This is a genomic window from Flavobacterium sp. MMS24-S5, from assembly GCF_050320125.1.
Classification (GTDB): domain Bacteria; phylum Bacteroidota; class Bacteroidia; order Flavobacteriales; family Flavobacteriaceae; genus Flavobacterium; species Flavobacterium tyrosinilyticum.
In genome coordinates this window covers 5,490,018-5,503,878 of the sequence record NZ_CP190016.1, presented here as the reverse complement: position 1 = coordinate 5,503,878, position 13,861 = coordinate 5,490,018, and the positions used below count along the sequence as shown (strand labels likewise).

General features: G+C 32.3%; 10 protein-coding genes and 3 pseudogenes. 9 read left to right on the top strand and 4 right to left on the bottom strand.

Annotation, left to right across the window (positions count from 1 at the left end; all coding sequences use genetic code 11):
• Positions 1 to 34: 34 nt before the first annotated feature.
• Positions 35 to 824 (bottom strand): annotated as a pseudogene (locus ACPWTF_RS25425) (anti-sigma factor).
• Entirely contained in the window at positions 824 to 1,354 is a 531-nt protein-coding gene (locus ACPWTF_RS25420) for an RNA polymerase sigma factor (RefSeq protein WP_250836192.1), read from the bottom strand. The pseudogene ACPWTF_RS25425 and the gene ACPWTF_RS25420 overlap by 1 nt, the downstream one beginning before the upstream one ends.
• A 764-nt stretch (positions 1,355 to 2,118) precedes the next feature.
• Here ACPWTF_RS25420 and ACPWTF_RS25415 point away from each other — a divergent pair.
• The gene (locus ACPWTF_RS25415; RefSeq protein WP_427873822.1) at positions 2,119 to 2,706 is read left to right on the top strand and encodes a glutathione peroxidase; all 588 of its coding nucleotides are present in this window, start codon (positions 2,119 to 2,121) and stop codon (positions 2,704 to 2,706) included.
• Between the two features lie 206 nt (positions 2,707 to 2,912).
• On the opposite strand, the gene ACPWTF_RS25410 is transcribed toward ACPWTF_RS25415, so the two are convergent.
• Both ACPWTF_RS25410 and ACPWTF_RS25405 read right to left on the bottom strand, forming a co-directional pair.
• Complete coding sequence (locus ACPWTF_RS25410; RefSeq protein ID WP_427873821.1) at positions 2,913 to 3,410, bottom strand: N-acetyltransferase family protein; 498 nt, start codon at positions 3,408 to 3,410, stop codon at positions 2,913 to 2,915.
• 16 nt (positions 3,411 to 3,426) lie between these two features.
• Positions 3,427 to 4,602, bottom strand: coding sequence for a thioredoxin family protein (locus ACPWTF_RS25405; RefSeq protein WP_427873820.1), 1,176 nt, complete (start codon positions 4,600 to 4,602; stop codon positions 3,427 to 3,429).
• 177 nt (positions 4,603 to 4,779) lie between these two features.
• Here ACPWTF_RS25405 and menD point away from each other — a divergent pair, with 177 nt between their 5' ends.
• The 8 genes and pseudogenes from menD to ACPWTF_RS25365 all read left to right on the top strand — a co-directional run bounded on the left by menD (position 4,780) and on the right by ACPWTF_RS25365 (position 13,841).
• Entirely contained in the window at positions 4,780 to 6,441 is a 1,662-nt protein-coding gene (gene menD / locus ACPWTF_RS25400; protein WP_427873819.1) for a 2-succinyl-5-enolpyruvyl-6-hydroxy-3-cyclohexene-1-carboxylic-acid synthase, read from the top strand.
• 90 nt (positions 6,442 to 6,531) lie between these two features.
• Positions 6,532 to 6,873, top strand: coding sequence for a DUF2853 family protein (locus ACPWTF_RS25395; protein WP_427873818.1), 342 nt, complete (start codon positions 6,532 to 6,534; stop codon positions 6,871 to 6,873).
• Between the two features lie 171 nt (positions 6,874 to 7,044).
• On the top strand, positions 7,045 to 7,899 hold the full coding sequence (locus ACPWTF_RS25390; RefSeq protein ID WP_427873817.1) for a CvfB family protein: 855 nt from the start codon (positions 7,045 to 7,047) through the stop codon (positions 7,897 to 7,899).
• Between the two features lie 788 nt (positions 7,900 to 8,687).
• The gene (locus ACPWTF_RS25385) at positions 8,688 to 9,521 is read left to right on the top strand and encodes a 1,4-dihydroxy-2-naphthoyl-CoA synthase (protein WP_427873816.1); all 834 of its coding nucleotides are present in this window, start codon (positions 8,688 to 8,690) and stop codon (positions 9,519 to 9,521) included.
• Between the two features lie 114 nt (positions 9,522 to 9,635).
• Positions 9,636 to 10,599: pseudogene (menA, locus tag ACPWTF_RS25380) on the top strand (1,4-dihydroxy-2-naphthoate octaprenyltransferase).
• A gap of 31 nt (positions 10,600 to 10,630) precedes the next feature.
• Entirely contained in the window at positions 10,631 to 11,308 is a 678-nt protein-coding gene (locus ACPWTF_RS25375) for a metal-dependent hydrolase (protein ID WP_427873815.1), read from the top strand.
• Positions 11,309 to 11,474: 166 nt separating this feature from the next.
• The gene (locus ACPWTF_RS25370; RefSeq protein ID WP_427873814.1) at positions 11,475 to 12,713 is read left to right on the top strand and encodes a tetratricopeptide repeat protein; all 1,239 of its coding nucleotides are present in this window, start codon (positions 11,475 to 11,477) and stop codon (positions 12,711 to 12,713) included.
• Positions 12,714 to 12,796: 83 nt separating this feature from the next.
• Positions 12,797 to 13,841: pseudogene (locus ACPWTF_RS25365) on the top strand (o-succinylbenzoate synthase).
• Positions 13,842 to 13,861: the final 20 nt, after the last annotated feature.

Here is a 13,861-nt window from a genome sequence, read left to right as displayed (position 1 = left end):
AATATGCGTTTTAGCTTTTTATGAAAAATAAGTTTTAAACTTTTCCTAAAGTATAAAGCTGTTCCATTGTTGGCGTTAGACTTCCGCCGGCTGGCTCCAAAGTAATTCCAAAAGCCTCAGCCGAATCGGTTTGGTTTACAGCAAAGATTTTTTGTTTGTTTCCTTCAAAATCATCCAGTAAACCAATACTTGTCGGCGTAAGAACAGGACTTAACTTTAAAGACCAAACCTGATAAACCATTCCTTTTGGAGGATTCTGGTAAACCTGCAGCATCAATATAAGTCGTTTTAGTCTGCTTATTCCAGTATACTTTTGCAAAAGAAGCTGGAGAAACGGCTTGACCGCCAAGAGTCACTCCTGTATTTTTGATATCTCTTACAATACTTAGATTTTTCTCCGTTTGCTTATTCTGCTGATCTAAGAAAGCATATTCGCGCTGAATTTTATTTTTCTCATTTCCAACAGTCGAAATTGCTTCTTTAGTTTTTGTTAATTCTAAAGTCTGATATCCCAAACCTAGCAATAATAGTACTGCAGCGGCCCAGCCTACATATTGAGACCAGTTTGAAGTTGGTTTCAGTTCGACTACTTTCCCGTGTTTAAGTTCCAGACGAGCTTTAATTTTTTCAAAATTTTCCACAGAATGGAAAGGAGAGAAGCTCGACGAAAGGGCAATTATAGCTTTTTCTATCGAAATGATTTCTTGATCAACTTCGGGTGATTTTTTTGCTAGTTCTGCTATTTCTAAATTTTCTTTTTCGCTCAGTAAGCCATAAACGTATAGCTCTAAAATTCCTGATTCTATATATTCTTGTGCTTCCATTATACTTTCAAATAATTACGTAAATCGTTAATACAGTTTCTGTTTTGTGTCTTGATAGTCCCAAGTGGCATTGCCAATTCTTCTGAAGCTTCTTGTTGGGTATATCCTTTAAAGAATAATAGGTTAATTATTTCGATACATTTTGGTTTCAGTTTCTTTACGAATTCTTGAATTCCAATTGCATCGAGTTTGTGGCTTAATTTATTACTCTCATCTAACAGATTTACGAAATTATCTGAGGAAAGGTTTTTTTGTGTGTTATTATAGTCTTTAGAACGAAGTTTATCGATCGACGTGTTTCTGGCAATATTAATGATCCAGGTGTAAAAGCGACCTTTACTTTCGTTATAAGAATCGATGTTTTTCCAGATTTTGACAAAAACATCTTGCAGAACATCTTCTGCTTCTTCTCGATTTTTGATTAGGACATGAATGACAGAAAATAAGCTTTTTGAATACATATCATACAAATGGGTAAAAGCTTTTTCGTCCTTTTTGTAAATTAAGACTAGCAGTTCTTCTTGACTCATAAAATAGAAATTTTAAGTTTAAACATTAGAAATTGAAGCATTATATGTTAACCTGTTATAAAGTTAAATTATTTTTCTCTCACTTTTATATTTTTTTTTAATAGCGAAAAACCTAAGAAAATAAAGGCTTCAAGAAAAAAATGCATTTTTTTTGATTTTTTTTAAAACCAAAAACAATCCAATTACGTAAATGTATTTATAAGGCAGGAAAAATCTTAATAGAGTTACATAAAATCGAAAAAACTGTTGTTATAATAGCATTATAGACATATGGATAGCAAAATATTAGTCAGAATATTAATAGTTGGATTAACAACAGTTTTGACCCTCATTAGTTTTTCTGAAAGTGAATTTTTGAAAGATGTTTTAACGAGCTTTATTACTAATAAGAATTGATAACGAAATAGTTTAAAAATATTAAATAGTTGATGCACTCGGACTTCCAAAAGAAGATTTTTTTAATATGTCTCTCGATAATTTTAGGATTTAAGTTTACATCATACAAGCCAATAAGAGATTTTTTTTAAAAGACGTTTGACATATGGGGGTTGAAGAAATTTTCGACATAACCGAGTGTCATCAACTATAATTTATAAAAGATTGCATAATAATTAATTCATGGTTTGATTTGTTTGTATGGGGAAGCCTAACGTCTGATTAACGTTAGGCTTCAATTTTTTATTTAACTTTTGATTGGCAAAAATTATAGACTTAAAATAGTTTTTGTGAAATGGATTTTAGCTAATTTTATAAAAAATTATCAGATGAAAAAAATAATATTAATGCTATTTGGAGCAGCTCTTTTGTCAGCAACAGGATTAAATGCTCAAACTAATACAAACAAGTTATCTAAAAAAGATAAAACCATGGCTAAAGAAACAATTTATCAATTTAAAGTAGAAGATTTATCAGGTGATACTTTTGACTTTGCTTCTTTAAAAGGCAAAAAGATCATGATTGTTAACACAGCTTCAAAATGTGGTTTAACTCCGCAATACAAAGATTTGGAAGCGGTTTACAAAGAATATAAAGATAAAGGTTTTGTAATTGTTGGGTTTCCAGCAAATAATTTTGCTTCACAAGAACCTGGAACGGCTAAAGAAATTGAAACATTCTGCCAGCAAAATTACGGTGTAACTTTCCCGATGATGAACAAAGTTTCAGTTAAAGGAAGTGATATGTGTGAAGTGTATAAATTCTTAACCGAGAAATCAAGAAACGGTTTGCAAGACTCTGAAGTAGAATGGAATTTTCAAAAATACCTAATCAACGAAAAAGGGGAATTGGTTAAAGTAATTAAACCAAAAACTTTAGTTACAGAACCTGAAGTAATCAATTGGATTAAAAGCTAAAAAAAAACTCAAATTTGAAATTTTCAAATTTGAGTTTTTTTTTAGTTTCAAAGGGACAAAGATACAAAGGGACAGAGTTTTTAAATGCTTTGCGTACTTTAGGTTAATAAACCAAAAACTTTAGTTCCAAAATGATAAAAAGAGGCAAAGGAATAGAGTTTTTAAATACTTTGCGAACTTTGCGTAATGCTTCGCGAACTTTGCGGTTAAACTAAAATAAGCTGCATAAAAACCAAGTCCAGCCAATGGTCAAATTTGTAGCCAACTTCGCGAATCGTGCCCGTAGCGACAAATCCAAATTTTTCATGAAAAGCAATACTTCCTGCATTATTAGCATCAATTGCGCCAATCATAACATGATAACCTTGTTCTTTTGCTAAACGAATTAATTCTGTCAAAAGTTTAGAACCAATTCCTTTTCCAATAATATTGTCCACTACATAGACAGAATGTTCTACGGTATATTGATACCCTATTTTCTCTCTAAATTGACCATAACTTCCAAAACCAACTACTTCGCCATCTAAATCGGCTACAATTATAGGAAGATTTTTAGCTTTTTTGTCTTCAAACCATTTGGTCTGAACTTCCAAAGTTTGAATTTCGTAGCTATAATTAGCTGTAGTATGTAAAATAGAGTGATTTACAATTTCCAGTATCTTTTGCAAATCGTTTGTGGTTGCAGGTCTTAAAATAATGCTCATTGGTAATTATTTCGATTTATTTGGTATTCAGTTCAGCCAATAGAACGTCTACTTCTTTAGAGTTCCAATCCATTTCCTTAGCAATGGCTTTGGCATTTTTGGCGTATTCCAAAGCTTTTTTCTTATTCTTTATTTTATTGTAAAGTTTAGCTTCAAGTAAATTGCCGTCGTAGGAATCATTTAATTCTAAAGAGCGATCTACCCAAGAAATAGCTTTTTTTAAACTTTCAGTATCTTTAATATGCTTAAAGTAAGTATTTCCAATATCCTTTAAAAAACTCGCATCGTTCCAAACTAATTTCTGAGTGTCTTCAAGAGTAACTTTTTTATAGAAATTCCATTTTTCAGTTCTTTCCGCTAATGTCAAATCGTATTTAAAAACCAAAGAATCTGTTTTCTGCAATCGGATAGATTTGGCAATTTCTCTTTGTTTGTAATAGTTTACCGTATCTAAATTATCAACCAAAGGACGAAGCAATTCGTTTACGATACTTTCAATTTTACGGTCAACACGATTTTGAGACGCTACAGCAGCAAATTCTTTCTGATGGTTTAAAACAAACTGAAATTCTCTAGATTTAATATCCGTGACACCGTTGGCTATAACTCTCCAGTTTAATTCGCTAACCAATTGATTATCCGATTGAGTATTCAAATACACGTGGGTTGGTATTGATAACTCAGTTCTATCTTTTCCTTTTTTTAGAGTATTTAAATACGTGAAGAACTTATCTGAATTGCTTGGATCGGCAAGAAACTCCTTTTCTAAATAGGGCAATTGCATTTTCGGATTTAAAGCATAACGCAATTCATTTTGAAACTCCGCTTTTTTCATTTCTCCTTTCAGAGCATAAATTAACGTTTCATTGCTGTCAAGAAATAAAAAAGTAGGAAGTGATTTTGTATTGAATTTATTCTTTAAAGCAATTCCTTCTTCTTTTTCAATATTTTTATAAGTGCATACAAAATTCTTATTCAAAAAATCAATGATTGCAGGATCACTTAAAACTTCGGTTTTCATTAAATTACAATGCGGACACCAATCGGCATAAAGCATTACAAAAAGCGGTTTTCCTTCTTTTTTTGCATTTTCTAAAGCCGTTTTGTAAGGAACATCAACAGGAACAAATTGATTCTGAGAAGTTATGGTTTGAAAAGTAACAGATAAAAAAAGTATAAATAAGAAACGCATAGTAAGGCTGGCTTTTATTAATTATTCGATTTTACAAATATATCCCCTTTTTTGAGAAAGAGCCTTAATATATTCCTAATTATAATATAAATCAAGTGCGAAGTTTGTAACTTTGTAAGCAAGAGAAAGAAAGATTAAATAAGGATTTTTCTTTGAAAAAAGTAATACACGACCGGAATGATTTACCCCAAAATAGCGCTTGCACAAAGCATTATCGAAATTTTATCTGCCAAAGGCATTGTTAATATTATAATTTCTCCAGGATCTAGAAATGCACCTCTAACTATCGGATTTGCTCAAAATTCAAATTTCATCTGTTATAGTATTGCAGACGAGCGATGTGCCGCTTTTTTTGCTCTAGGAATTGCACAGCAAACTAAACAGCCAACTGCAATTGTTTGTACTTCAGGATCGGCTTTATTGAATTATTATCCCGCTTTCGCGGAAGCGTTTTACAGCCAAATTCCCTTAATTGTAATTTCTGCTGATCGTCCGCAGAGTAAAATTGATATTGGTGACGGACAAACGATTCGTCAAGAAAATGTTTTCTCTAATCATTCTGTTTTTAATGCAAATTTGACCGAAGAAGCTTCAGAAGAAAATGATTTGAAAATCAATTTGGCCATTGAAATTGCAATTCAAAAGAAAGGCCCAGTTCATATTAATGCACCTTTTGAAGAACCTTTATACGAAACAACAGAAGAACTTTCTGTACAGCCTATAATTACAAATCCTGAGCCAGAAGCTTTTCCTTTAGCAATAGAAAATAGCGACGACATAGTTTCTATTTGGAATACTGCCAAGCGAAAATTAGTCTTAGTTGGGGTTAATGAAGCAAATGCAATTGATCAAGAAGTTATAGAAAATTTAGCTTCAGATCCGTCAATTGTGGTGCTGACAGAAACAACATCAAATCTGCATCATCCTAGTTTTATCAATTCAATAGATACTTTAATTACTCCTTTTGATGATTTTGATTTTAAGAAATTTAACCCTGAAGTTTTAATCACTTTTGGAGGAATGGTTGTCTCAAAAAGAATTAAAGGGTTTTTAAGAAAATACAAACCAGAACACCATTGGCATATTGATACTTTAAGAGCCTATGATACATTTGGAGCACTTACAAAACATTTTGAGATGCAGCCAAATGATTTCTTTAAAGACTTGCTCTCAAAAACATCTTTTGTAAAAAGCAACTATTTTAATAATGTAGATACCGTTTACCAAACAAGGCTAGAAAGAAGAAAAGAATATTTAAGTAAAATTGAATTTTCTGATTTTAAGGTTTTCGAAAAAGTAATAGAATCACTTCCTAAAAACAGTCTGCTCCAAATTAGCAATAGTTCTGCAATTCGCTATGCACAATTAATCGATATTGATAATTCTATCGAAGTTTTTTGCAACCGCGGAACAAGCGGAATTGATGGAAGTACTTCTACAGCAATTGGTGCAGCGGTTGGAAATAAAAAGCAAACTGTTTTTGTAACTGGAGACATCAGTTTCTTGTACGATAGCAATGCTTTGTGGAATTCATACATTCCGAAAAACTTCAAGATTATTTTAATAAATAATGGAGGAGGAGGAATCTTTAGGATTTTGCCAGGACATCAAGAAAAACCTGTTTTCAATACGTATTTTGAAACCTCTCATAATCTTACAGCGGAGTATTTGGCTAAGATGTATAATTTTAATTATTATGCAGCAAAAGACAATGAATCTTTAGAAAACGGAATAAAATCACTGTATAGTTCAGATGATAAACCGGCAATTTTAGAGGTATTTACGCCAACATTGGAGAATGATCAGATTTTGAAACAGTACTTTAAATACCTGTATTGATTTTGAAAGAAAAATTTTGTTAAATTTTTTGATTTATTGCTTCTTTAGCTATAGATTTGGTGCATTATTCACCAAATTAAATTTATAGTTATGAGCAAGAGAGAAGAATTAATTAAAAAGTACACTACTGATTTAAAAGAGAAATGTGGTATTACAGCTGATGCAGATTTATTAACAAAAGTTACAATTGCTTGCGGTCCGTCAATTTACAATGATGATGCTTCTACGGTAGCTTCTTCACAACAATCAGAATTGGATACTGTAAAAAACAACTTTTTAATTAAGAAATTAGGTTTAACTAGTGGTCCAGATTTAGATAAAGGAATTGATGCCGTTATGGAAAAATATGGAAAATCTAATAAACACAAATATAGAGCGGTAGTTTATTATTTACTGACTGTACATTTTAAGAAAGAAAGCATCTTCAAATAATCTAAGTTTGATATAATTCAAAATCCCTTTGTAACTTCTACTTATAAAGGGATTTTCTGTTTTTTACCTACAAATTAAGTTTTGTTAAATTAATTTCTTTGTACGATGCCAAACTTCGTACCTTTGCACCTCACAAACTTAGTTGTATAATCAACTTAGAATATTTAGAAAATGCTAGAAATAGGAAAATACAATACCCTAACTATATTGCGTGACACCAAAGTTGGTTTGTTTTTAGGAGATCCTGAAAACGATCCAGATGGCGTTCACGATGTTTTGCTTCCCAATAAATATGTACCAAAAGTATTTGAAATTGGCGAAGAATTAATCGTTTTTGTTTACTTAGATCATGAACAGCGACCAGTTGCGACAACTTTGGTTCCGTACATTTTACTTAATGAGTTTGCTCTTTTGAGAGTAAATTACATTAATAACGTTGGTGCGTTTATGGACTGGGGAATGGAAAAAGATATCTTGGTTCCGTTTAAAGAACAAGCGCGTCCGATGGAAAAAGGAAAACGCTATTTGGTTTATTTATATTTAGACAAACAGACCAATCGTTTGGTGGCTTCAAGCAAAACCAATCAATTTTTGAGTAATGAAAAGTTAACGGTTGAAAAAGGCGAAGAAGTAGATTTAATCGTGTCTCATATTACCGATATGGGAATTAATGTTATTATAAACGAACGTCATAAAGGTCTTTTGTACAAAGATGAAGTTTATGATGATTCGATAAGAACCGGCGACAGAATGCGTGGTTATATCAAAAACATTCGTCCTGATAACAAAATTGATGTTGCGCTTCAGCCTCAAGGTGTTGAGAGTATAGAACCCAATGCAGATAAGATTTTAAGTGAATTGAGAGCCAGTAGAGGTTTCCTTCGTTTAAACGATAATTCTCATCCAGAAGACATTAAAACCGTTTTGAAAATGAGTAAAAAGTCTTTCAAAAAAGCAATTGGCTCATTATACAAAGAAAAACTGATCGAAATTAAAGAAGACGGAATTTATCTTGTAAAAGAATAGAAATTCCAATTAAAAAATTCCAAATTCCAATTGAGACTTGGAGTTTGGAATTTAAAATTTGGAATTTATTTTGCGCTAGCAAAATTATTATAACACGAAAGGCTGCTCATTACAAGCAGCCTTTCGCTTTTTATTCAGTTTTAAAAAAAATTGTAATTAAAAAAAAACAGAAATAAAATAATTCGAATTCATCTCAGGACAATGGCTTTACGTATTTTAGAGATCGTCCCATCGATGGTATGTCTTTTAAATAATCAATGCACCTATCTTAAAAGCAAAAAAGAGAATTTCACGGCTCATCCATTGGTTTTATAAAATAACTTTTAGAAAGTTGTGAATTAGTACTTTTTTCCTCTTTTCGTTATCATTCCTATACTAATTAATAGACAATTCTAACATTTAACCTTAGGTGTTACTTTTTTCTTTTTGAAGTTTCGACAAACACATAAATCATTTGCTCCTTTAATTGAGGTTTGTTACTTAAAACCCTAAAAAAATGAGCGACAAATTTTTTAAATTTTCTCAAAAAAATCATTTTTTAGGTTAATAAATCAGTGAAAGAAAATCAATCTGAAATCTTTGAAATGTTTTGTATCTCATTGATTTCTAGGGTGTAAAATTAATTATTATTTTTCTAAACTAATGTTAAAAAATGTTATTTTTTGTAAGTAAATACTAATTGTTAACATTAGAAGTCAATTTAGCAAAGACTTAAGAGCGATTGAGTAGGTAAAGTAGTAAAAATGATTTATTTTTACCCTATAATTATTTTTAAACAAAAAATCAAAATGGATTGGATTACAGCCAGAGAATTTGAAGATATAACTTATAAAAAATGCAATGGAGTAGCGAGAATAGCTTTTAACAGACCTAATGTTAGAAATGCATTCCGTCCTAAAACTACTTCAGAATTATACCAAGCTTTTTATGATGCACAAGAAGATACTTCGATTGGTGTAGTTTTACTTTCAGCTGAAGGGCCTTCAACAAAAGACGGAGTTTATTCTTTCTGCAGCGGTGGAGATCAAAATGCACGTGGACACCAAGGATACGTTGGAGACGACGGACAACACCGTTTAAATATCTTAGAAGTACAGCGTTTAATTCGTTTTATGCCTAAAGTAGTAATTGCAGTGGTTCCAGGATGGGCTGTAGGTGGCGGACACAGTTTGCACGTAGTTTGCGACATGACGCTTGCAAGTAAAGAACATGCCATTTTTAAACAAACTGATGCAGACGTAACAAGTTTTGACGGTGGTTACGGATTGGCATATTTGGCTAAAATGGTGGGTCAGAAAAAAGCTCGTGAAATCTTCTTTTTAGGTAGAAATTATTCTGCTCAAGAAGCTTTTGAAATGGGAATGGTAAATGCTGTAATTCCACATGACGAGTTAGAAGCTACTGCTTACGAGTGGGCACAGGAAATTCTTCAAAAATCACCAACATCTATAAAAATGCTAAAATTCGCAATGAATTTGACAGACGACGGAATGGTCGGACAACAAGTTTTTGCAGGAGAAGCAACTCGTTTAGCTTACATGACCGAAGAAGCAAAAGAAGGAAGAAACGCTTTCTTGGAAAAAAGAAAACCAAACTTCGGTGAAAATAAGTGGTTACCTTAATAAATTGTAGATTTCTGATTTTAGATTTTAGATTTCATATTTCATATTCAAGCAATCTAAAATCAGAATTTTTAAAAATCTAAAATCTACATTCTAAAATCTAAAATAATAAAAATGAAACATTGGATTGAAGCCGCTAGACTGCGCACATTACCTTTATCAGTTTCCGGAATTATAGTTGGAAGTATTTATGCATTGTCAAATCCAACAGAAACGATTAACACTCCTACAGAAGTATTCAGCTGGAAAGTTTTTGGTTTTGCTCTATTGACAACGTTAGGATTACAGGTTTTATCCAATTTTGCAAACGATTATGGCGATGGAGTAAAAGGTACTGATAATGCAGATCGAGTAATGGCCGCAACGTGCTATTCAGAGTGGTGTTATTACGCCTCAGGCAATGAAAAAAGCCATTATTATTACTTCGCTTTTAACTTTATTGTCTGCCATCATATTAATTTATTTTGCTTTTGGAAAAGACAATTTCGGATATTCAATCTTTTTTCTATTATTAGGAATCGCGGCTATTGTTTCTGCAATTCGCTATACAGTTGGTAATTCTGCTTATGGTTATAGAGGATTTGGAGATTTATTCGTTTTCATTTTCTTCGGATTAGTGAGTACTTTGGGCGTAAACTTTTTGTACGCAAAAGAAGTTGATCCGCTTTTGATTCTTCCAGCCGTTGCAATCGGGTTATTGAGTGTTGGGGTTTTAAATCTAAACAATATGCGCGATCAGGAATCTGATAAAAAATCGGGCAAAAATACAATTGTAGTGCAATTAGGGGCTAAAAAAGCTAAAAACTACCACTTTTTCCTAATTATTACTGCAATGGTATTAGTAGTTGTATTTGCTATTTTAAGCGATTACAACTTCGACCAATACTTATTTTTATTGGCTTATATTCCGTTGACAAAACATTTAATCACGGTTTACAAAAATCAAGATCCAAAATTGTTAGATCCAGAATTAAAGAAACTGGCATTAAGCACGTTCTTACTTTCTATATTACTTACAGTGTGTATGATTTCTTTGATTTCAGATATCATTGTAAACCTCTTTTTGGGAGGTAGATAAAAACAAACGTTTAATTTAAAAGGTAAAAAAAATGAAAATTACATACTACGGACATGCTTCATTGGGAATTGAAGTAGGAGGAAAACATATCATTGTGGATCCATTTATTACCGGAAATCCGCAAGCAGCATCAATCAATCTTAGCACAATAAAAGCCGATTATATCTTATTGACTCATGCACACGCAGATCACGTTTTAGATGTTGAAGCGATTGCTAAAAACACCAATGCAGTTATCGTTTCTAATGCAGAAATTGCAAGCTATTACGCAAAAAAAGGATTCAATTCTCACCCAATGAATCACGGTGGAAGTTGGAAATTTGATTTCGGAAAAGTAAAATATGTAAACGCAATTCACTCAAGCAGTTTTCCTGACAGTTCTTACGGAGGAAATCCTGGAGGTTTTGTAATCGAAGGTGAACACAAAAATATCTATATCGCAGGAGATACTGCTTTGACTTACGATATGAAATTAATTCCGCTTCGTACAAAATTAGATTTAGCAATTCTTCCAATTGGAGATAACTTTACAATGGATGTTGAAGATGCTATTATTGCTTCAGATTTTGTAGAATGTGACAAAGTTTTAGGATATCACTTTGACACTTTTGGCTACATTGAAATCAATCATGAAGAAGCAATCCGCAAATTTTTCGATAAAGGAAAAGATTTAATGCTTTTACCAATCGGAGATTCTATTGAATTATAAGAAGCTAATCCCGCTTTCGGCTATATCTTTTTAAGGCAAAGAAAAATTGCCTTAAAAAGGATACCGCCTCTATCGGGGCTAGGGCACTCAATTCTATAAGAAAGTTATTTGGCATAATCTATGTTAATTGAATTAAAGTTTTTTAAAGTAAAAATCATTTTAATCTGTGAAATCTGTGGCAATTAAAGCATCATCACAAAATACAACTTTCAAACCAATCCTATTCTTACTATTTATCGCCATTTCCAGTAATGCGTTTGCACAAAAAGACGGTTATTGGGATAAAGAACGAGCTACAACCAAAGAAATTATGGTTCCAGCGCGCGATAGAATTTCTATACCAACAGAAGATTTACCGGTTGGAACTACAGAAATTGTATATAGAATCACACTTTTAGACAAAAATCAAGAAATGGCCAATAGTTTGGTCTCTTTATTAAAAGCAATTCCAGATCCAACAGGAGTAAGTCAGGGTTCGGCTGGTGCTGTTTTTTTGATGTCAAAAATTTCAGGAGATGACAAATGCACCTACTCGATTTTTACGTCTAATGAAAATGCTAAAAAATATATTGCAGACGGAAAAATTGACAATGCTTGCTATTCTCAGGCAGAACCTGTAAGCAAAGATGCCAAACGTTTGTCTGTGAACAAATCTTCTTGTTTAAAGGAAGATATTAGCACTATTTGGTTTGGCTTTGAAAGCAAAAATTGGATCTTGAGTCAGAAAGTTGTTATAGAAGTGGTGCCTTGGGTTGATACTAAATTAAGCCGTGGTTGGAATCAAGACAATAAAAACGAAATTATAAGTTTGTGCAAAACGTCTACAATGGCACAAAAAATGGCCAATTCAGATGATTTCTGCGTTTGCATTTTAAATAAAATTATGAAGCAATATCGTTACAACGAGTTTCAAAAATTATTAGCCGTAGAAAAGACAAAAGTGTACAAAGATTTTGGAAACAGCTGTTACAAAGATGCGGATATTTCTAAAAATGTATTCAACGATTTGAGAACGCAAGTTGCTTCTTTAATTAAAACTCAAAAATACAACGAGGCAATTCCAAAATTAAACACGATTGTAAGCGAAGGCAAAGCAACTGCATTAGATTACAGTTCTTTAGGCTATTGCTATATTTTGACCAAACAATATGCAAAGGCATTAAAAGTACTTTTGGAAGGCGAAAAAATGGATGACACCGAATTATTGGTAAAATTAAATTTAGCCCATACTTATTTGGTAAGCGATGATTATAGTGCTGCTAAAGCGATTTACAAAAAATATCAAACACAAAATGTAACCGATAGCTTAAGCTGGATTGCCAAAACAAAATTAGACTTTGCAGCATTTGAAAAAGCAGGTTTGCCAACAAAAGATTTTGAAAAAGTCTTAAAATTATACAATTAAGTTTCTGAGCTATGAAGTGCTTTTTAAAGTCTTTTTTTAAGCTTAGCAACTCAGCATCTTAGCGTCCTAGCATCTTAAAAAAAATGAAAGCATCATATCAAAAATATTTATTAGAGTTTAAACGTCCGTCAGGAACTTCAAGAGGAATTATGACCGAGAAAGAAACTTGGTTTATCATTCTGGAAGAAAATGGCAAAAAAGGAATAGGAGAGTGCGGTATACTTCGTGGTTTAAGTGCAGATGACCGTGAGGACTACGAAGAAAAACTAAAATGGGCTTGCGATAATATTCATTTAGGAGAAACGGAGCTTTGGAATACCTTATTAGAATTTCCTTCTATTCAATTTGGCTTAGAAATGGCTTTTTTGTCTCTTAAAAGCGAGAATCCATACATTTTATTTCCTTCAGATTTTACAAAAAACACGAGTTCAATTCCTATAAACGGATTAGTTTGGATGGGGGAAGCTGCTTTTATGAAACAGCAAATAGAAGAGAAATTGGCAGACGGTTTTAACTGCATAAAACTTAAAATTGGTGCTATTGATTTCAATAAAGAATTAGAATTATTGCAATACATTAGAAGCCATTTTTCTGCAGAAGAAATAGAAATCAGAGTAGATGCTAATGGTGCTTTTTCTTCAATAGAAGCTTTAGATAAACTAAATCAATTAAATCAATTTCAGCTTCATAGCATAGAACAACCAATTAAAAAAGGTCATATTTCAGAAATGGCAGAATTGTGCAAACAAACTCCATTTCCAATTGCTTTAGACGAAGAGCTTATTGGAGTGTTTTCATTTGAAGAAAAAGAAAAATTGCTTCAAGAAATTCAACCCCAATACATCATTTTAAAACCAAGCTTTATTGGTGGTTTCCGTGGTACTCAGGAATGGATTACTCTAGCTGAAAAACATAATATAGGTTGGTGGATTACTTCGGCATTAGAAAGCAATATCGGATTGAATGCCATTGCACAATGGAACCTTTATTTTAAATTCAGATATGCCACAAGGTTTAGGAACAGGAGCATTATATACTAATAATATAGATTGCCCACTTGAAGTAAAAAATGGAAAACTTTGGTACAATTCTTCTAGGAATTGGGAAAGGTTCAAAGGTACAGAGTGACAAAGGTAAAATCTCTGAAC